The following is a 19,255-nucleotide window of genomic DNA, read 5'->3' as shown; positions in this document are numbered from 1 at the left end:
GCCGGTGGGGTCGGCGGTCATGACTGTCCTTCCGTGCGCGTGGTGGAGACCTTCCCCAGAGCGGAGGTCAAGTCGGTGACCTGACGGTTGTCGAGGTCATGGACGATGTCACTGATCTCGTCGCGTAGCGCCCGGTCAGCGAATGGCGCGGTGAGGACGTTGAATTTCACGCAGGCCGCGTCCCAGCCCAGGGGGCGGGTGAAGAATCCGTCGTAGGCGGATTTCTCGGCACTGAACTCCGTCCCGTCATCGAGGGTGACGGTGACTTCCGCAGGCATCTCCTCCGGGAAGCGGTCGGACAACGCGTCGTCCGGCGTGATCGTGACCTTGGCCATGAGCTGCTGGACGTCCTCGGCGACGATGCGCGACGGGTCATACTGACCAGGATTGAGTTCACCGTCGAGGAGAGCGACGGCCAGCATCCACGGGAGCGAGTGGTCCGCCTCCTCCTTGGTGCGGATGGTCTGTTTGTCCCCCTCCTCGCCGCCGCCGATGATCGAATACGCGACGTCGAACGTGGACAGCCTGACAGTGTCGATATGCGACGGGTCGAAGCCCTCCCGGGAGCGGATATCCAGGACGGCCTCCAATGCGGACTGCGAATGTATCTCGGCGTTGTACTTCTTGATGATTGTCCGGGTGACACTCTCCAGGTCCTCGGACGACCAGTCCAGCGTGTAGTCGCCTGCGAGATCCTTGAATCCCTTGTTGCCCTCGAAGACCTCTCCGGGCCCGGTGATCCCTCGGGACGCCAACAATGCCGACCACACCCCCTCCTTGGCGACATGCGGGTACGCCAGCCCCTTCCAGTGGCTGAGGTTGCCGGTGCGCGTGACACGCAGGGCCACATTCGCCGTGCCTGCCATGGCGGCGGCATTCGCGATCTGGTCAGCTTCGAGACCGAGTGCCTTGGCCGCCGAACACGCTGCTGCGAAGGCCCCCTGGGTGGTGTGGTCGAATCCGAGGGCGCGGACCGGTGCCACGTCCGAGAGGCGGGTATGGACCTGGTACGCCACCGCGAAAGCGGTGAGCAGCTCCGCCCCACTGGCATCAACGCTCTCGGCCGCGGCGAGGACTGCCCCGAAGTTGTCTGAGGGGTGGTTGGTCTCACCTTTCGCGAGATAGGCATCCATGAAGTCGAGGTAGCGGCTGAGCGCACTGTTGAAGAAGGCCGCTTTCTCGGGCGAGGTCTTTCCCCCGCCGATCAATGTCGCCTGTTCACTCCCGCCGAGGTCCTCCAGGAGCCCCCTGATCGCGTTGACCGGTTCAGCGTCGAGCGCACCGACGGCAACTCCGAGTGTGTCGAGCACCCGGATCTTGAGTTGTTCAAGAGCTTCCGGGCTGAGGTCACTGAGATCTGCCTTTTCCACGAAAGTGGCGAGTTCCTGTACTTCTGTCATCACCTGCTCCTTTCCTCTGAGGCATCCCGGAATGGACGACAGCGACCATTAGGCTTGCCTCACCTCCCATACTGGACCTCATGACGCCAAGTTCAACCCTTTGTGACATATCGCACCCGGCCACCGACGTCGCAACGGTGCTCCCCGGCCCCGATTCAGCAGGCGCCGCAACGGTGCACTAGAATGCCAGAACGTGAGATAGCTTCTCCCGACCAGTGAGACGCTGTCACCCCGAGATGCACCCGAACAACAGTTGGACTTCAGAGAGGAACACATGGCAGAGAACGAGAACTCCCGCCAGATCCAGTGGAATGGTGGACTGCAGCAGGAGGCCGTCGACCTGCTCCGTACCCCGGGACATATCGTGGTCACCCCGACCAAGGTCGGCTACATCATCGCCACGAGCGACCGTGAGGGCCTGGAGCGCAAGTTCGCTGTCAAGCACCGCAAGCGCAACAAACCCGGTGTCGTGTTGTGCGGGTCGATCGAGCAGCTCAAGGAACTCGCTCAATTGACCCCCGAGATCGAGAAGTTCTACCAGACCTGCGTGGACCGCGACATCCTGATGGGCTGCATCCTCCCGTGGAAGGAAGGCGCCCAGGACAAGTACATGCCGGAAGGCGCCGGTGAACTCGCCTCCGACACCCGCAACACCAGTTGCTTCGTGCTCAAGTTCGGCACGCCTGGCGAGAACATCGCGCGCGAACTGTGGGAGAAGGACCGCCGCCTGGTCTTCGCGTCATCGGCCAACCCCTCCGGCCAGGGCAACCGCGGACTGATCGAGGGCATCGGCGAGGAGATCGCGGGCGAAGCCGACCTGATCATCGAGGGCAATGACTATGTCGCCTCGATCCAGCCGGACAAGAACATCGACACCCGCTACGAGCAGGGCGTCATGGTTTCCATGGTTGACGACGACGGCACGCTGATTCCCGAGCAGAACGGGCAACGCGGCATCACCCCCTGCCCCACACTCATCCGCAAGGGCATCTACAACGACGAGATCGTGCTGATCCTCGCCGAGCAGTTCAACTCCTGGGACTTCCGCCAGGGCGGGTACTACTGACGTACCCCTGCTGAACCACGCCGGTGTCACCCCGGGATCGCACAGACGGTCACCACGAAACCGTCCCGGATCACCCACTGCCCCTCGACGGTGGGCACCGGGCTCGGCTGGGACAGCACGCGGGCATGCCAACCTCCGCCGACCTCGTCGACGGAGGTTGTGTCGTCCCGCGGACTCACATCAAGGTGAAGCTCGACTTCATCGAAGTCGAGGAACCGTCCGACCAGAGGAAACCACGCCTTGTAGACCGCTTCCTTCGCGCTGAACAGCACCGTGCCCAGTGAACGCCCCGGTGCCCGTTGCGCCGCGCGTTGGAGCGACCGGCGTTCCAGCGGGGAACTGACGGCCGACAACACACCGTCCGGCAGTCGCTGTGCGACCTCCACATCCAGACCCAGGCTGCGCCACCGGTCCGTCCGGCCGACGAGTGCGACGCGCAGGCCCCGGGTGTGCGAGATGGTGCCGGTGACCGGCCCCGGAAACAGAGGCCGTCCCTTGTCACCGCGCAGGATGGGGCCGTCGATCCCCAGACCGCGCAGCGCGCGGTGAGCACACCACCGACCGTCGCCGAACTCGGCTTTGCGGGAATCCACTGCCGCGCCGACGATTCGTCTCTCCTCCTCGTCGAGCTCGTCGTAGTGGGTCAGGTCGATGACCCGCCCCGGGTGGTACTCCACCAGGCCGGCGTCGGCGGGGATGAGGTCGCGGGGAACGACCGGAGTCCGGTCAGTGTCACCGAACCCCACAGCGACATACGGTGCTGAGATGATCATCCCGCTTCCTCTCCGGCTGACTCGGTCAGCACCGGATACGGCCAGAGGTTCCGTTCGCGGCGCTGGTCGAGGGTCCGCTCACGTTCCCGTGGGTAGCCCAGCGACACCTCGACATGGCGGACACCGTCCACCTCGGTCACGACCGGGATGTGCAGGTGCCCGTAAATCACCGTCTCCGCACCGAAGCGCACCGGCCAGTCCTGTGTATGCCGGCTCCCCGACCACAACGCGACTTCCGGCAGCCGGAGCCGCGCAGTGACCTCACGCACCAACGGCCAGTGGTTGACCAGCACCGTCGGCCCCGACACCTTCGACAGTCGACGCACAGTGTATCCCAGGCGACGTTGGCACCAGAGCGGAACGTCGACATAGGGGGCGATCGCGACCTGGTCGGTGAACACCACGCCGTTGCCCTCCGCCGCGGAGAGGGCCCGCTCCACCGTGATCAGCGGGTCCCGCCACGAATGGTCGTACAGCGTGAACATCGGCACGATGGTGCGTCCGGCGAACCTCGGGTACGGGTCCTCAGGGGTGAGCACGCCGATCGACTGGCAGCCTTTGACCAGTTCATCGTACTTCTGTGCCGCATGCACCTCATCGGACGACCGGGAGAACAGCTCATGGTTGCCGGGGACCCAGATGACCTGGGCGAACTTCTCCGACAACGAGCGGAGGGTCTCAAGGATCGTGGACGTGCGTTCCGCGACATCGCCGGCCACGATCAGCCAGTCACCGGGGTTCTCCGGGCGTACGGTGCGTTCGACGAGTTCCCGGTTGCCGCGGGCCGCCACGTGCAGGTCCGAGACCGCCCACAGCGTCCGGCGCTGCACGCCGGTGTCTGTCTCGGCACTCTCTTCCACGTCGCTCCCACTCACCATTTACGCCACTCTAGTCACTTCAACCACATACGTCACTTCTGAAACAGAAATCAGTCTCCGGTGCGGACCCACCGTCCACTCCTGTAGCGCCATACCACCGCGGCCAACCGGATCACGATGAAAGCGAGCAGACCGCACCAGACCCCGGTAAGCCCCAGATCGAAGATCCAGGACAGCCACACGCCCGGGAGGAAACCTGCCAGCACCGAGACAATCGAGGCGGTCCGGAGGAACGCTACATCCCCCGCACCCAGCAGGACGCCGTCGATCGCGAAGACGACACCGCCGAGCCCGACCATCGTCACGAGGATCCACCATGGACCCCACATCGTCGACAACACCGTCTCATCGGCGGTGAAGACCCCCGGGATGAAGAACGCGCCGGCCGCCAACAGGGCGGCGAGGGCCAGGCCGGCCCCCACGGAGAAACGCAGAACGCGGTGGCCGACCTGCCAGGCCGCCCGCACCGACGCAGAACCCAACGCCGCCCCGACCAGGGTCTGGGCCGCGACCGCAACCGAGTCCAGTACCAGCGTCAGGAAGTTCCACAGTTGCAGCATCACCTGGTGGGCGGCGAGGGAGGCGTCCCCCATCCGACCGGCGACCGCTGCGGCGGAGATGAAGGCGACCTGGAAACTCATCGACCTCAAGATGAGGTCACGGCCCATCGACAACTGGGGGCGGATGACCGCCCAGCTGGGCCGCAGGGACCGGCCGTCGCCGACCTTGCGCCAGGTCACGATGACCGCCACCACGAAACACGTCGCGGTGATCAGCTCACCGAGCACATTGGCGTACGCCGAACCGACCAGGCCGTAGCGGTCCACGGCCCACGGGACCGTCACCACCATCGGCACGACACCGGCCAGCGTGAAGTACAGCGGTGCGCGGGTGTTGGCCACGCCACGCAGCCACCCGTTGCCGGCCATCGTCAGCAACGCCGGGATCACCGACAGCGATGTCACCCGCAACCAGGAGGCCGCTTCGTCAGCGACCACGGATCCACCGTCGGCGGATCCACCGGTCAACCAGCCCGTCACCGGCGTGGCGAAGACCGCGACCAGGACCGCAAGGACGGCCCCCACACCGACGGCGACCCAGGAAGCCTGGACGCCCTCGGCGACAGCTCCCGCGCTGTCCCCTGCGCCGTACTTACGCGCCGCACGGGCCGTCGTCCCGTACGACAGGAAGGTCAGCTGCACGGTGACCTGGGCCAGCACGGTCGCGCCCGCCGCCAGGGCGGCCAGGTCCGTGGCACCGAGCCGTCCGACCACCGCGGTGTCCCACAGCAGGTACAGCGGGGTCGCCGCTAAGACCGCGAGGGCGGGCCACGCCAGACCGAGAATGGTCCGGGTGTCCGCCCTCACACCGGCAGGAGGTGCCGCACTCACTCCTCTGTCTCGTCCGCGGGTGAGCGGTACGGATCCGCCTCCCCCGCCGGGGTCGCGCCTTCCGCCTGGGCCCGCACCCTGGAATCGATGTCGCGGGCCTTGGCCAGCAGCTCCTCCAGGTGGGCGGACGCCTCCGGAACGGTGTCCAGCTCGAACCGCAGCGTCGGAGTGAACCGGACGGAGAGCTGATCGCCGACGGTCTTCCGGAGCTGCCCGCGGGCACGGTGGAGAGCCTCAGCCGCAGCCTCCGTGTCGGGCTCCTCCTCCACCGTCCGACCACGCACGGTGTAGAACACCGTGGCGTCATGCAGGTCGCCGGTGACCCGGCAGTCCGTCACGGTGACGAACTCCAGCCGCGGGTCCTTCACGTCGCGCTCGATCGCCGACGCGACAATGGTCATGATGCGCTTGGCCATACGGGCGGCGCGGGCGTGGTCTGCCATCGGTGGCACCCCTTCTGATTGTTGGTGTGGTCGAGCTTCCCGACGATGATTCTAGCCGCAGACACAGCGACACCCCGGTGCCGGGGGACATATCTTCATACGTCCCCCGGCACCGGGGTGGCGGGGCCGGGTGGAAAGGACCTCTAGCTGTTCTAGCTGTCCTTGCCGTCCTTCTTCACCTGGTCGCGCGGAACCTCGACGAGCTCGTACGCCTGGATCGTGTCCCCGACCTGGATGTCCGGGTAGGACAGGACCATACCGCACTCGTAGCCGTGGTTGACCTCGGTGACGTCGTCCTTCTCACGTCGCAGCGACTCGATCGTGGCCTTCTCCGTGACGACACTGCCGTCGCGGATGAGGCGCACCTGCGCATTGCGGCGCATCTTCCCGGTCTGGACCATCGAACCGGCGATCAGGCCGACAGCCGAAGCCTTGAACAGCTGACGGATCTCGGCGGTGCCGATCTCCCGCTCCTCGTACACCGGCTTGAGCATGCCCTTGAGCGCCTGCTCGACCTCGTCGATCGCATCGTAGATGACCGAGTAGTAGCGGATCTCGACGCCCTCGGAGTTGGCGACCTCAGTGGCCTTACCCTCTGCGCGGACGTTGAAGCCGATGATGATCGCGTCGGACGCGGCAGCCAGGTCGACGTTGGTCTGGGTGACGGCACCCACGCCACGGTCGATGATGTTCAGGCTGACCTCGTCGTCGACGTCGATCTGCAACAACGAATCCTCCAGCGCCTCGACCGTACCGGCGTTGTCGCCCTTGAGGATGAGGTTGAGCTGGCTGGTCTCCTTGAGCACCTTGTCCAGGTCCTCGAGGCTGATCCGTTTGCGGGAACGGGCCTGCATGGCGTTACGGCGACGGGCGTTGCGCTGGTCGGCGATCTGCCGGGCGGTCCGGTCATCGTCCACGGCGAGCAGGTTGTCACCGGCACCCGAGACGCTGGTGAGTCCGAGGACCTGCACCGGCATCGAGGGACCTGCCTCCTTGACGTCCTCACCGTGCTCGTCGACCATACGACGCACACGTCCGTGGGCGTCACCGACGACGATCGAGTCACCGACGCGCAGGGTACCGCGCTGGATGATGACGTTGGCCACCGGGCCACGTCCACGGTCGAGGTGTGCCTCGATGGCCACACCCTGGGCGGGCATGTCGGGGTTGGCGACGAGCTCCAGCGACGCATCGGCGGTGAGCACCACGGCCTCGAGGAGGCTCTCGATGTTCGTGCCCTGCTTCGCCGAGATGTCGACGAACATGGTCTCGCCGCCGTACTCCTCGGGGACCAGGCCGTACTCGGTGAGCTGACCACGGATCTTGTCCGGGGACGCGCCCTCCTTGTCGATCTTGTTCACCGCGACCACGACCGGGACGTCGGCCGCCTTGGCGTGGTTGATCGCCTCCACGGTCTGCGGCATGACGCCGTCGTCCGCGGCGACAACCAGGATCGCGATATCCGTCGCCTTGGCACCACGGGCACGCATGGCGGTGAACGCCTCGTGACCGGGGGTGTCGAGCAGCGTCAGCAGGCGCTCTTCCTCGTTGACCTCGACCGGCACCTGGTAGGCACCGATGTGCTGGGTGATGCCACCGGCCTCGCCACCGCCGACGTTCGTCTTGCGGATGGTGTCGAGCAGGCGGGTCTTACCGTGGTCGACGTGACCCATGACGGTGACCACCGGCGGCCGGTGCTGCAGGTCGTCCTGACCACCGACATCCTCACCGAACTGCAGGTCGAACGACTCCAGCAGCTCACGGTCCTCGTCCTCGGGGGAGACGACCTCGACGGTGTAGGCCATCTCGTCACCGAGCAGCTTCAGGGTGTCGTCCGGGACAGACGCGGTCGCGGTGACCATCTCACCGAGGTTGAACATCGCCTGCACCAGCGCAGCCGGATCGGCGTTGATCTTCTCGGCGAAGTCCGACAGCGACGCACCACGACGCAGACGGATCTTGGCGCCCTTGCCGTTCGGCAGCTTGACACCACCGACGACACTCGGAGCCTGCATCGCCTCGTACTCGTTACGCTTCTGCCGCTTCGACTTACGCCCACGACGAGGTGCGCCACCGGGACGACCGAAGGCACCTGCGGTACCGCCACGACGTCCGCCGCGACCACCACGGGGGCCTCCCGGACCACCGGTACCGGGACCGCCCTGGCCACCACGGCCACGGCCGCCGCCACCACCGGTGCTGGCCTTCGCCGGCATCTGCCCGGGGCTGGGGTGACTGGGCATCGACGCGGGGCTCGGACGACGTCCGCCCGGTTTCGCCGCGCCACTACCACCCGGACGCGGGGACGGGCGTCCTGCTGAACCGCCGGGGCGCGGCATGTCAGACTTACCGCCCTGTCCGCCCTGACCACCCTGGGGACGCGGGGACGGCCGTTCGGTCCCGGAGGAGAACGGGTTGTTGGCGACACGGGGTGCGCGGCCACCGGGCTTCGGACCCGGCTTGGCACCCGGACGGGCAGCACCGGGCTTCGGGCCGGGACGCGGGCCCGGCTTCGAGGACGGCGCGTCCTGCGGGGCGGACTTCGCGGCAGGCTTCGCCGCACCCGGCTTCGGGCGGTCAGCCTGCGGCTTCGGGCTCGGCGCGGCCTTCTCGGCTGCCGCCGGCGACGCAGCCGCGGTGGTGGACGGGCGTGCATCGGCAGGCGTCGGCTTGGCGGACGCACCGGGCTTGGCCGATGTCTTGGCGGGGCCGGGCCGGGCCGAGGCACCGGGCTTGGCTGCCCCCGGCTTCGCGGCACCGGGCTTCGGACCCGGCTTCGCTGCGCCGGGGGTTGAGCCGGCCGGCTCGGCCGTCGTCGCGGTAGAGCTGGATGCCTGGGCGGTCGGCTGACCGCTCAGGTCCGGAAGCGCGGCGTCGTCCTTCTTGGACTCCGCACCCGCTCCGTAGTGGTTCTTCATTTTCTTGACGACCGGCGGTTCCACCGTCGAGGACGCCGACTTCACGAACTCACCCTGCTCCTTGAGCGTGGCGAGAAGTTCCTTGCTTGTCGTTCCGAGCTGCTTCGCAAGCTCATGGACACGTAGCTTTCCGGGCACTGCTCTCCTTCGTAATGGTGGAGTCGCAGGCCGGCCACCCGTGGTTCTTCATTCCACGAGGACGACTACGTACGACTCCAGGTCAGTTGGACACTCATCGCTGATGCTGCTTCATCGTGCGCTCATCAGTAATCGGTTTCCTTTTCCTTCTCGGCCACCGGGCTGGTGGTCAGATGCGGCACCTTCCGAGACATCGACGCTCCGTTCCCCCGGTTCTCACCGAGGAGCCGGAGATACTCCAGGACCGGAGCCGTGTCCGCCTCGACAGGCACTTTCAGCGCCCTCGCAAAAGCACGACGCTGTACGGCGGTCTCATACGCGCTGACCGTCGCGGTGATCCACGCACCACGACCGGGCAGGCGCCGTCCGGGATCGGGGACTACACGTACCGACCCCGATCCTCCACCCTCATTGTTCCTCTCGACGACACAGCGCAACAGCGCCGTCGCCGGGTGAACCTGACGGGTGGCGATGCAGGTCCGTAGCGGACCCGCATCCGGCGGGGAGCCGGGAACACGATCAGACATGCGTGTTCTCCTTCTCCTCGTCGTCAGACCGGTACACAGTCTAACGCGCGACGGCCCCGCGGGGCCAACCGCCACGACGAGGCATCTCTGCAGGACGGGCGACGATGCTCCTGACCAGCCATAGCGTGGCGGAGGCACCGTCCTCCACACCTGCCCGCACGGCCGGTCGTGAATGACAACGGTGTCAGATCTGCGGCAGGGCTTCGTCAGTGCCGTCAGTGCCGTCGGCACCGTCAGCACCCTCATCAGGGGCGGACTCTGGGCGGATGTCGATCTTCCACCCGGTCAGCCGAGCGGCCAGACGCGCGTTCTGCCCCTCCTTGCCGATCGCCAGTGACAGCTGGTGATCCGGCACGACGGCCCGGGCGATCTGCATGTCATGGTCGGTGACGTCGACCCGGACAACCTTCGCCGGCGCCAGCGCATTACCGACGTAGACCGCCGGGTTGGTGGAGTGGTCCACGATGTCGATCTTCTCTCCACCGAGTGCCTCCATGATCGCGGTGACCCGCTGTCCACGCGGACCGATGCAGGCACCCTTGGCATTGAGCCCGTTGACCGTGGAGGTCACGGCGATCTTCGACCGGTGGCCCGCCTCCCGTGCGATCGCGGTGATGTCCACTGACCCGTCCGCGACCTCGGGAACCTCGAGAGCGAACAGTCCGCGCACCAGTTCCGGGTGGGTCCGGGACAGCAGGATCTGCACGCCACGCTGGCCACGGTTCACGGCGGTGACGTAGCACTTCACCCGGTCGCCGTGCTCCAGCTTCTCACCGGGCATGTGCTCGGCGGCGAGGATCAGACCGTCCTGCCCGTCTGCCTCGGTGCCGAGGTGGACCACGGTGATACCGCGGTCGTTGGCTCGTGCGTCACGGTTCACCACGCCCGAGACCACAGTGCTCTCCAGGTCCGCGTACTTCGTGTACGTGGTGTCCGCCCGGGCGATGTTGATCTGTCCACGGATGGCGTCCCGGACCGCCTTCGCGGCGGCGCGACCGAAATCCTCCGGAGTGTCGTCGAACTCGCCGGTGGTGTTGCCGTCCTCGTCCTTCTCCAGTCGCAGGACGGTGACCGTCCCGTCGGTACGGTCGATCTCCACGCGGGCAGGTCCGTCCACCTTGGTCAGCTCGCGGTAGGAGTCCAGCAGTGCCGCGGAGATCGCGCCCAGCAGCGCGCTTCTGCGCACGTGCTCGATGTTCTCCAGGGCGGTCAGGGCACTCAGGTCAATTTTCACTTGTCGTCCTTCTGCGCTCGTAGCGCACGGTACTTCTCGGGATCAAGACCCACCAGGTCACGTTGTTCGGCCGGGGGTTCGGAAAACTCAACTTCTACCAAAGCCCCCGCCACCGAAGCCAATCCGCGGACCTCGACCTGCGGGGCGTCCTTCTTCTTCTCCCCCGGACGGATCAGCCAGACCTCGTCGGTGTCCCCGTCCACTGCTGCGATACGCACCTGCGCCCCGTCGACGTTCACCAGGCGGCCGACATTGCGGCGGAAATGCCGCAGCGCAGTCAGCGGGGTCTCCAGCCCGGGTGTGGTCACCTCGAAGGTGTAGCCCGGTCCGAAGTTCAGTGCCCCGGAAGATTCACGGACGTCGAGTTCCTCGGACACCGCCTTGCTGAGCTCCTCGAGCTGGTCGAGGTCCGGCCGGTCGTCGGCGTCGACGGCCACACGGACCGCGGACTTCGCCCCCGCCCTGGTCACGGTGATCGATTCAAGGTCGAGGCCGAGCTCCCCGGCCAGCGGGCCGACAACCTCGGCAAGGTCCTGTTCAGAAGGGAAAGCCATGCCGTGAACCTTATCACCGACCGGGGATGGCACTATGGGACCGTGCACGTCTCCTCACCCACCTCCGCCTCCGCCACCGCGATGCAACGGCGTCGTCCCGCCGCCCGACGGGTGCTTGCCGTCGGCGCAGCGCTCTCCGTCGCGGCAGCGTCGGTCACCGCCTGCTCCACAGAGCCTCCACGGCCCGACGAGAACCTGGAGTCGCTCGTCCAGCAGCTCGACGCCCTCGACGGCACACCCGTCGCCGGCGGCACAGCGATATTCGCCGACCAGTCCGAGGCGATCTCCGGGGAGATCGTCCGCCAGTGCGGCACCGACCGGGACGGCCAGCCCCCGGAGAACTGCGGGGCGCAGACTCTCGAGGCCCTCGCGGACGCCCCGGCGGTAGAGGACGTCCGGTCCCGGATGCTCCGGCTCATCGACGGCGAGGATGCCGACAGTGACACCGCACCCGACGACGACGGCGAACGTGACCGCGCCGTCCTACTCACCGGGCTGCATGCCGCACTCGCCACCGTCGACGACAGTTCCGCCGGCGGCCCCGCGATCGACCAGGACATGATCGACGCAGGGTTCGACGGTGGTACTGACGTCTCCGAGGACACCGCTTCCGCACTCGCCCCGGCGACGGAACTGGTGAACCAGGCGGTGTACCTCTCCGGGGTCGTGCTGCCAGTCGCCGGTGCGAACCGGGACACCGTCACGACAGTCAGCACCCGGATGCGGACCATCCGCGACACGGTGACCCCCGCGTCCGGCGTCGCCGCCGAGGCCGGGTACAGCACACCTGACGACTTCACAGCCCCCACCGACGCGTCGTCCGCCGCATCCGTTCTTCTCGACGCCGTGCACGCGGTGACCGTGTCCCTGCGCGACGCCGTCGACGAGGTCAGCGACGACGACCGGGCCCTGGCCGCGATGCTCTGTGCCGTGTCAGCACGCTCCGAGGCTGCCCTGGAGGACGCACTGGGCGAGGATCCGCTGGCCGTCAGCATCCGGGGCGAGTAGACGGTCCCGGCACGCGGGAAGGGCCCGCCGGGTGTTCCGGCAGGCCCTTCGGTCGTACTGTTTCCTCTTGTCGGGGATGCGTCGTGCCCGGGTGCGTAGCTTCAGGTGCTCCTGCAGCTGCTCCGGCGACATCTTCCAGTTCGCGTGGTCCGAGAATCTCACCTCCCGCGTCCGGTCACGGGTCGTCCTGCGGAGACGCCCCTGGTACAGGACGCAGACTAGCAGGCGTGTCCGGGCTCTACCGCCCGCGGCGCTCCAGGAAAAGATCCACGGCGGTGTTGTAGGCGATGTTGTCGACGTCACCGGTCAAGCGGTTCCGCAGCTCGACCGTCCCGTCGGCGAACCCACGGCCGACCACGAACACCAGCGGCACGCCCAGCAGTTCAGCGTCCTTGAACTTCACACCCGGGCTCACCTTCGGACGGTCGTCGAAGAGGACTTCAAGCCCCGCCTCCGCCAGCCGGTCGACCAGGTTCTCCGCCGCCTCGCCGGCGGCGGCGTCCTTGTTCGCGATGACGACATGGACGTCATAGGGCGCCACCTCACTGGGCCACCGTAGTCCCTTCTCGTCGTGCATCTGCTCTGCCATCACGGCGATGAGCCGTGAGACCCCCAGCCCGTAGGAGCCCATGGTGGGGACCGAACGCTTGCCGTTGACGTCGAGGATCTGCATGTCGAAGGCCTCGGTGTACTTGCGGCCGAGCTGGAAGATGTGGCCGATCTCGATGCCCCGCTCCAGGGTCAGCGTGCCCATCCCGTCCGGGGCTGCGTCACCTTCGCGGACGTTCGCCGCCTCGATGTAGCCGTCCGGGGTGAAGTCCCGCCCGGCCACCATGTTCACCACGTGGTGGTTCTTCCTGTCTGCACCTGTGATCCAGGACGTGCCGGTCACGATGCGCGGATCCGCGAGTACCCGCACGTCGTTGTCCGCCAGCCCCTTCGGGCCCACGTACCCCTTGGCCAGGAACGGGTTGGCCTCGAAGTCCTTGTCCTCGGCGAGCTCCACCGTCGCCGGTTCCAGCGACGCCTCCAACCGCTTCATGTCGGCCTCGCGGTCCCCCGGCAGCAGGATACCCGTCAACTCCGGCTCACCGCCGGGTTCGGTCACCTTGACGACCAGGCACTTGAGCGTGTCCGCGAGCTCGACGTCGCGGCCGTCCACGGTAATGCCTTCAGACCTCGCCCACTCCACCAGTGTGTCCATCGTCGGCGCGTCCGGGGTCTCGTAGACCGTCGCCTCCGGCAGACCCTCGACCGGCCTCGTCTCAGGGTGGGGTGTGACCACGGCCTCGACATTGGCGGCGTAGTTCCCCTCGGACGCACGCACGAACGTGTCTTCACCGTTCGCAGAGACCGCGAGGAACTCCTCGGAAGCCGACCCACCCATGGCTCCGGACGTGGCGGCGCAGATCGCGTACTCCACTCCGAGCCGGTCGAAGACGGCCTGATAGGCACGCCGGTGTGCCTGGTAAGCCTCCTCGAGCCCTTCGTCGTCCATCGTGAAGGAGTAGGAGTCCTTCATGATGAACTCGCGCCCCCGCAGGATGCCCGCACGGGGGCGCTCCTCGTCCCGGTACTTCGTCTGGATCTGGAAGAGGGTGACGGGGAAGTCCTTGTAGGAGCTGTACTCCCCCTTGACCAGCGACGCGAACAACTCCTCGTGGGTCGGGCCGAGAAGGTAGTCCTGCCCCTTGCGGTCCTTGAGACGGAACAACGCGTCGCCGTACTCCGTCCAGCGCCCCGTCGTCTCATACGGCTCCCGTGGCAGCAGAGCCGGCAGACTGATCTCCTGGGCGCCGATGGCGCCCATCTCCTCGCGCACGACCTTCTCCACGTTGCGCAGCACCCGCAGCCCCAGCGGCAGCCACGAGTACACGCCCGGAGCCGCCCGCCGGATATACCCCGCACGAACGAGAAGCTTGTGGCTGGGGACCTCCGCATCGGCGGGATCATCGCGCAGCGTGCGCAGGAAAAGAGACGACATCCGGGTGATCATGACCGGTACTCTAGTTCAAAGCACTATGTGTGTATCGCTAGGGTGTAGCGCATGTTTATCCTGCTCCCCCCGTCCGAAACCAAGGCGTCCGGCGGCGACGGCCCCGCACTGGATATCGAGGGACTTTCCTTCCCCTCCCTCAACGAGGTCCGGCGGCAGAACATCGAGGATCTCTCCGCCCTCGACCCCGACGATGCGCTGCAGGTTCTCGGTATCTCGGAGAAGCTCCGCGGGGAAGCCGAGGCGAACAACCGGCTGCGCGAGGCACCGACCGTCCCGGCCGTCATGCGCTACACCGGGGTCCTCTACGACGCTCTCGACGTATCTACCCTGGCCCCCTCCGCGCGCACGCGACTGGGGGTGGGGTCGGCGTTGTTCGGTCTGCTCTCCGCCGATGACCCGGTGCCGCACTACCGGTTGTCCGCCGGGACGAAACTGCCGTACTCCGGGACCGCAACGGACAGGCTGCCGACGATGAAGGCGCGCTGGGGATCGGCCGTCACCGACGCGCTGCGACAGGTCCCCGGCACCGTCGTCGACCTGCGCTCCGGCGGCTACCAGCAACTGGGGCGACTGCCCGGTGCGGTGACCGTGCGCGTCGAGTCCGTCCGCGAGGACGGCTCCCGGAAAGTTGTCAGCCACTTCAACAAGCACTACAAGGGACTGCTGGCCCGCGAACTGGCCTCCGCCGACACCGATCTGAGCACCCCCGGGGATGTCGAGGGCGTGGCCGACATCGCACGGCGCGCCGGGATGACCGTGGAAGTCAATGACGGGGATTCCGCGAAGGACTCGTTGACACTGGTGGTGTGAGCAGTGACAGCTGAGTGTAACTGGGGCGGAGCCGGCGAAGTGTTACCGTTTTTCAGAGTTCTTCTTCCGCGAAAGGCCAGGTCAGAGAAAAACCTATCACTCTGAAGTGGTAAGACTTCCCGTGGCCGCCACCATAGGGCCAGGTGGTTGACCGGGCGTGGATTCTCAAATTCTCAATCCGTCAACACTTCTCAAATTCTCAAAGTCTCAATCGACGGAGGCATCGGCGCTACACTCGGTGACATGACCAACCCTTTCCGACCGACCTTCGGAGCGTCCCCGCACTACTGGGCTGGCAGACGGATCATCCTCGACGACTACGCCGACGCCCTGGCCTCCGGCCCCGGCGCAGCCGCACGCACACTGGTGATCACCGGATCACGTGGGATCGGCAAGACCGTCCTGCTCAACGAACTCGAGGACATCGCCGCGACCCACGGCTGGATCATCCTGCGCGCCTCCGCCCGCGGCGACATCGTCGCCGAGCTCGTCGACTCGGTGATACCGGCGAAGATCCAGGAGCTCAGTCCACCGACGACCCGTCGGGTCACCGGTGTCGGCATCACCGGCCTCGGCTCGGTGAAGACCTCTCTCACCGGCCCGGACGAGCACGACCTCCCCCGTCCTACGCTCGACTCACGGCTACGGGATCTGCTGGCGCTGATGTCCGGCACAGGGGTGCTGATCACCGTCGACGAGATCCAGGACGCCGACCGCGATGCACTGAGTCGGCTTGCCACGACCTACCAGAACCTCATCCGTGACGACCTGGAGATCTCCCTGGCCATGGCGGGACTCACCCACGGGGTGGAAGCACTGCTCGACCTGCCCGGCACAACCTTCATGCGACGGGCACACCGCTACGACCTGGGGCCACTGACCAGGGAGGATGCCACAGACGTGCTGGCCACCTCATCACGGGACTCCGGTCTGGCATTCGACGGAGCGGGCCTCGCCTCTGCCGTCGACCTCGCCGCCGGCTACCCCTACCTGGTGCAGCTGGTGGGATCCCTGGCCTGGAACGCCGCCCGCCGTGCCGATACGGACGTGATCTCAGCACAGCAGGTTGACTCGATCAGGGACGAGGCGGTGTCGACGATGGGTGCCCAGGTGCACCACCCGTCACTGAAAGGGGTGCCCACCGTTCAACGGGAGTACCTCGAGGCAATGGCTGCGCTTGCGGTCGACGGACCTGAGGACGCGGACGGCCCGGTCGCCACCGCCGCGATCGCCGGACGCCTCGGCAAGACCCAGCGGGCCGCCAGCGATCCACGGGCGAAGTTGATCGACCGGGACCTGATCTCCCCCGCCGGCTGGGGCAAGGTGCAGTTCACACTGCCCTACCTGGGCGACTGGCTCCGGGGCAGCGGGACGGTACGACGGATCAGCTGAACAGCCCCGCGGCGTCGACCCGCCGGGCCGCGACCTCACCGATGACGATAATCGCCGGCGATCCCAGCCCCTCGCGTTCGATGGTCTCGCCGAGGGTGGCCAACGTGGCCTCCGTGACCCGCTGCTGCGGGGTCGACGCATGTTCGACGACGACCGCCGGAGTCGCGCCGTCACGTCCACGGTCGATGAGTTCCGCGGCGATAGCCCCGGCGTGGCGCATCGCCATGATCAGGACCAGGGTGCCGGTGAGACCGGCGACGGCCGACCAGTTCACCAGTGATTTCGCGTGTCCCGGCGGCACGTGGCCGGAGACCACGGTGACGTCGTGGTTCAGCCCCCGGTGGGTCAGCGAGATTCCCGCTGCCGCCGGCGCGGACGTCACCGACGTCACGCCCGGGATCACCCTCACGGGAATCCCTGCTTCCGCGCACGCCACGACCTCTTCATGGCCCCGCCCGAAGATGTAGGCGTCCCCACCCTTGAGACGTACCACGTGCTTGCCGGCCGTCGCCCGGTCGATCATCAGCGCATTGATGCGCTCCTGCGGGACCTGGGTGGAGTACGGGATCTTGGCGACGTCGATGACCTCGGCTCCCCGCTCTGCGGCGTCCTCGGCGAGTGCGACAGCTCCGAGATGGTCGGTGAGGACGACGTCGGCCTCCCGCACCGCCCGGGTTCCGGCGACGGTGACCAGATCCGCGTCCCCCGGGCCGCCGCCGACGAGGGTGACAGTGCCGACCCCACTGTCAGCGGCAGTGTGCGTCCCGCGCGCAGAGCCCGCTTCGGGATCCGACGGCGTCTCCCCCGCCCCCCGCCGGTCATCCACCGGTACACCGTGGGCTGACGCCCAGTCCAGGGCGTCGGCAGCCGCAGCAGGCGGTGTGCCCGCAGGCACCCGCACCAGGGCGATATGCGCATCCGCCGGCACGGAACCGACAGTCGGGACGGCACCCTGGTCACGGAGCAGCTCGGCGGCGACGGAGGCGTCCGGGCCGTCCACCACGAGCACCGGCACGCCGGTCAACACAAGACTCATGGGTTCAGAGTCTAGTCCCCTGCTACTTCTCGAGCTTCAGGGTCTTCTGGCTGCGCTCCCACTGCTCGTTGAATAGCGCGGTGTCCTTGGAGATACGACCGCCGTAGGACGGGATCATCTCCTTGAGCTTCGGGGCCCAGTCTGCCATCCGGTTACCGAAGCACCGCTCCAGCACCTCGATCATCGCCGAGGGGGCGATGGATGCTCCCGGGGATGCGCCCATCAGACCGGCGATGCTGCCGTCACCGGAGTTGACCAGTGCGGTGCCGAACTCCAGTGAACCGAACTTCGGTGCACCGATCGGCTTGATCACCTGGACGCGCTGTCCGGCGGTGACCAGCTCCCAGTCGTCGCCGTTGACGTTGGGCATGTACTCGCGCAGCGACTCGACACGGGCCGCCTGGTCCTTGAGGACCTCCTCGACCAGGTACTTGGTCAGGCCCATCTCCTGGACCGCCACACCCAGGTAGGACGGGATGTTGCCCGGGCGCAGGGACTTGAACAGGTCCAGGAAGGAGCCGTTCTTCAGGAACTTCGGGGTCCAGCCGGCGTACGGGCCGAAGAGCAGGCCCTTCTTGCCGTCGATGATGCGGGTGTCCAGGTGCGGCACCGACATCGGCGGGGCGCCCTTGGCGGCCTTGCCGTAGACCTTCGCGGAGTGCTGTTCGATGACCTCCTCGTTGGTGCACCGCAGCCACTCGCCGGAGATCGGGAAACCGGCGTAACCGCGGATCTCCGGGATGCCGGCCTTCTGCAGAAGCGGCAGGGCCATACCGCCGGCGCCGACGAACACGAAGTTCGCGCGCACGGTGGAGGTGTCACCGTTGTGCAGGTTCTTCACCTCCAGCTTCCAGCCCGCACCGTCGCGGGTGACGTTGGTGACGTTGTTGCCGTAGCGGACCTCGACACCTTCGGCGGTGACGGCGTCCAGGTACTGGCGGGTCAGCGCACCGTAGTTGATGTCGGTACCGGCGTCGGTCCAGGAGATCGCCACCGGCTCGGAGAAGTCACGGCCGTCCGCCATGAGCGGGAGCTTCTCGCTGAAGACCTCCTCCGAGTCGGTGTACTGCATGTCCGGGAAGAGCGGGTGGTCCTTCAGTGCCTCATAGCGGGCCTTGATGTAGTCCGCCTGTGCGGCACCGTGACCGAAGGACATGTGCGGGGTGCGGTTGATCCACTCGCTGGGCTCGCCGAGGGTGCCGTTCTCCACGAGGTAGGACCAGAACTGACGGGAGGCCTGGAACTTCTCGTTGATGCCGACAGCCTTGGAGATGTCGATCTTGCCGTTGACCTCGGGCGTGTAGTTGAGCTCGCACAGGGCCGAGTGGCCGGTGCCGGCGTTGTTCCACGGCGAGGAGGACTCTGCACCGGGGACGTCCATGCGCTCGATGATCAGCTGGCTCCAGTCAGGCTGGAGCTGACGCAGCATCACGGACAGGGTGGTGGAGATGACACCGGCGCCGATGAGGGCGACGTCGACGTGATCATTCTGGGAAGGTGACACGTTAAGCTCAATCCTTTTCATCGCTGCTTGTTCGCCGCAGCCGGTGGCGTTCTGGGCACTGCCATAAACCACACGCGGCGTCCACAATGGCACGATGATACGTGCCATCGTGGCTACCGGTACAACCCGCCCCTGCGCCCGTGTAAACCACGGGCCTTCTTCTGAACCGGTTCCGACGCACGAA

17 protein-coding genes are annotated in these 19,255 nt (G+C 66.9%); 4 read left to right on the top strand and 13 right to left on the bottom strand.

Features of this window, described 5'->3' with window-relative positions; all coding sequences use genetic code 11:
* Positions 1-17 precede the first annotated feature (17 nt).
* The gene (locus FS507_RS00495; protein WP_145940910.1) at positions 18-1,400 is read right to left on the bottom strand and encodes an MmgE/PrpD family protein; all 1,383 of its coding nucleotides are present in this window, start codon (positions 1,398-1,400) and stop codon (positions 18-20) included.
* A 274-nt stretch (positions 1,401-1,674) separates the two neighbouring features.
* Between FS507_RS00495 and FS507_RS00490 the strand changes: the two genes are divergently transcribed.
* Entirely contained in the window at positions 1,675-2,466 is a 792-nt protein-coding gene (locus FS507_RS00490) for an L-threonylcarbamoyladenylate synthase (protein WP_145940909.1), read from the top strand.
* A gap of 26 nt (positions 2,467-2,492) precedes the next feature.
* Here FS507_RS00490 and FS507_RS00485 read toward each other — a convergent pair whose 3' ends face one another.
* From FS507_RS00485 to rimP, 8 genes are all read right to left on the bottom strand, one after another.
* Positions 2,493-3,239 (bottom strand): 4'-phosphopantetheinyl transferase family protein, encoded by a 747-nt coding sequence (locus FS507_RS00485; RefSeq protein ID WP_145940908.1) that lies wholly within the window; start codon positions 3,237-3,239, stop codon positions 2,493-2,495.
* Positions 3,236-4,117, bottom strand: a complete 882-nt coding sequence (locus tag FS507_RS00480) for a metallophosphoesterase family protein (protein ID WP_145940907.1) — start codon at positions 4,115-4,117, stop codon at positions 3,236-3,238. Before FS507_RS00480 ends, FS507_RS00485 begins: the two co-directional genes overlap by 4 nt.
* A gap of 50 nt (positions 4,118-4,167) precedes the next feature.
* Complete coding sequence (locus FS507_RS00475) at positions 4,168-5,508, bottom strand: MATE family efflux transporter (protein ID WP_260853074.1); 1,341 nt, start codon at positions 5,506-5,508, stop codon at positions 4,168-4,170.
* Positions 5,505-5,951, bottom strand: coding sequence for a 30S ribosome-binding factor RbfA (rbfA, locus tag FS507_RS00470; protein ID WP_145940906.1), 447 nt, complete (start codon positions 5,949-5,951; stop codon positions 5,505-5,507). Before rbfA ends, FS507_RS00475 begins: the two co-directional genes overlap by 4 nt.
* A gap of 152 nt (positions 5,952-6,103) precedes the next feature.
* Positions 6,104-9,007 (bottom strand): translation initiation factor IF-2, encoded by a 2,904-nt coding sequence (gene infB, locus FS507_RS00465; protein ID WP_145940905.1) that lies wholly within the window; start codon positions 9,005-9,007, stop codon positions 6,104-6,106.
* Between the two features lie 125 nt (positions 9,008-9,132).
* Entirely contained in the window at positions 9,133-9,534 is a 402-nt protein-coding gene (locus FS507_RS00460) for a YlxR family protein (RefSeq protein ID WP_145940904.1), read from the bottom strand.
* Positions 9,535-9,718: 184 nt separating this feature from the next.
* Positions 9,719-10,768 carry a transcription termination factor NusA gene (nusA, locus tag FS507_RS00455; RefSeq protein ID WP_145940903.1) on the bottom strand — a complete coding sequence of 350 codons (1,050 nt, stop codon included), beginning with the start codon at positions 10,766-10,768 and terminating at the stop codon, positions 9,719-9,721.
* Positions 10,765-11,322 carry a ribosome maturation factor RimP gene (rimP, locus tag FS507_RS00450; RefSeq protein ID WP_145940902.1) on the bottom strand — a complete coding sequence of 186 codons (558 nt, stop codon included), beginning with the start codon at positions 11,320-11,322 and terminating at the stop codon, positions 10,765-10,767. Before rimP ends, nusA begins: the two co-directional genes overlap by 4 nt.
* Positions 11,323-11,364: 42 nt before the next feature.
* On the opposite strand from rimP, the gene FS507_RS00445 reads away from it, so the two are divergent.
* On the top strand, positions 11,365-12,330 hold the full coding sequence (locus FS507_RS00445) for a hypothetical protein (RefSeq protein WP_260853073.1): 966 nt from the start codon (positions 11,365-11,367) through the stop codon (positions 12,328-12,330).
* Here FS507_RS00445 and FS507_RS18390 read toward each other — a convergent pair.
* Both FS507_RS18390 and FS507_RS00435 read right to left on the bottom strand, forming a co-directional pair.
* Positions 12,256-12,462, bottom strand: coding sequence for a hypothetical protein (locus tag FS507_RS18390; RefSeq protein ID WP_260853110.1), 207 nt, complete (start codon positions 12,460-12,462; stop codon positions 12,256-12,258). The two genes, FS507_RS00445 and FS507_RS18390, sit on opposite strands and share 75 nt — an antisense overlap.
* A 106-nt stretch (positions 12,463-12,568) precedes the next feature.
* A complete protein-coding gene (locus tag FS507_RS00435) occupies positions 12,569-14,326 on the bottom strand; it encodes a proline--tRNA ligase (protein WP_145940900.1) in 1,758 nt (585 codons plus the stop codon).
* 51 nt (positions 14,327-14,377) lie between these two features.
* Here FS507_RS00435 and yaaA point away from each other — a divergent pair, with 51 nt between their 5' ends.
* Together yaaA and FS507_RS00425 are read left to right on the top strand one after the other, a co-directional pair.
* Positions 14,378-15,139 carry a peroxide stress protein YaaA gene (gene yaaA / locus FS507_RS00430; RefSeq protein ID WP_145940899.1) on the top strand — a complete coding sequence of 254 codons (762 nt, stop codon included), beginning with the start codon at positions 14,378-14,380 and terminating at the stop codon, positions 15,137-15,139.
* Between the two features lie 243 nt (positions 15,140-15,382).
* On the top strand, positions 15,383-16,531 hold the full coding sequence (locus tag FS507_RS00425) for an ATP-binding protein (RefSeq protein ID WP_145940898.1): 1,149 nt from the start codon (positions 15,383-15,385) through the stop codon (positions 16,529-16,531).
* Here the strand turns inward: FS507_RS00425 and cobA are convergent.
* Both cobA and mqo read right to left on the bottom strand, forming a co-directional pair.
* Complete coding sequence (gene cobA / locus FS507_RS00420) at positions 16,524-17,567, bottom strand: uroporphyrinogen-III C-methyltransferase (RefSeq protein ID WP_145940897.1); 1,044 nt, start codon at positions 17,565-17,567, stop codon at positions 16,524-16,526. The two genes, FS507_RS00425 and cobA, sit on opposite strands and share 8 nt — an antisense overlap.
* A 22-nt stretch (positions 17,568-17,589) precedes the next feature.
* Positions 17,590-19,092: a malate dehydrogenase (quinone) gene (gene mqo, locus FS507_RS00415; RefSeq protein WP_186314509.1), complete on the bottom strand. Its 1,503-nt coding sequence runs from the start codon at positions 19,090-19,092 to the stop codon at positions 17,590-17,592.
* Positions 19,093-19,255: the final 163 nt, after the last annotated feature.

It is taken from the genome of Corynebacterium glyciniphilum AJ 3170, assembly GCF_007673095.1.
In the GTDB taxonomy this organism is placed as follows: domain Bacteria; phylum Actinomycetota; class Actinomycetes; order Mycobacteriales; family Mycobacteriaceae; genus Corynebacterium.
Note: the sequence above shows the minus strand (reverse complement) of the source record. Positions and strands in the feature narration are given on the sequence as shown.

Excerpts from the sequence above, each read along its gene's own strand:
- FS507_RS00495 (WP_145940910.1), bottom strand. The coding sequence starts at position 1,400 with ATGACAGAAGTACAGGAACTCGCCACTTTCGTGGAAAAGGCAGATCTC.
- FS507_RS00490 (WP_145940909.1), top strand. The coding sequence starts at position 1,675 with ATGGCAGAGAACGAGAACTCCCGCCAGATCCAGTGGAATGGTGGACTG.
- FS507_RS00485 (WP_145940908.1), bottom strand. The coding sequence starts at position 3,239 with ATGATCATCTCAGCACCGTATGTCGCTGTGGGGTTCGGTGACACTGAC.
- FS507_RS00480 (WP_145940907.1), bottom strand. The coding sequence starts at position 4,117 with ATGGTGAGTGGGAGCGACGTGGAAGAGAGTGCCGAGACAGACACCGGC.
- rbfA (WP_145940906.1), bottom strand. The coding sequence starts at position 5,951 with ATGGCAGACCACGCCCGCGCCGCCCGTATGGCCAAGCGCATCATGACC.
- FS507_RS00460 (WP_145940904.1), bottom strand. The coding sequence starts at position 9,534 with ATGTCTGATCGTGTTCCCGGCTCCCCGCCGGATGCGGGTCCGCTACGG.
- rimP (WP_145940902.1), bottom strand. The coding sequence starts at position 11,322 with ATGGCTTTCCCTTCTGAACAGGACCTTGCCGAGGTTGTCGGCCCGCTG.
- FS507_RS18390 (WP_260853110.1), bottom strand. The coding sequence starts at position 12,462 with ATGTCGCCGGAGCAGCTGCAGGAGCACCTGAAGCTACGCACCCGGGCA.
- FS507_RS00435 (WP_145940900.1), bottom strand. The coding sequence starts at position 14,326 with ATGATCACCCGGATGTCGTCTCTTTTCCTGCGCACGCTGCGCGATGAT.
- yaaA (WP_145940899.1), top strand. The coding sequence starts at position 14,378 with ATGTTTATCCTGCTCCCCCCGTCCGAAACCAAGGCGTCCGGCGGCGAC.
- FS507_RS00425 (WP_145940898.1), top strand. The coding sequence starts at position 15,383 with ATGACCAACCCTTTCCGACCGACCTTCGGAGCGTCCCCGCACTACTGG.
- cobA (WP_145940897.1), bottom strand. The coding sequence starts at position 17,567 with ATGAGTCTTGTGTTGACCGGCGTGCCGGTGCTCGTGGTGGACGGCCCG.
- mqo (WP_186314509.1), bottom strand. The coding sequence starts at position 19,092 with ATGAAAAGGATTGAGCTTAACGTGTCACCTTCCCAGAATGATCACGTC.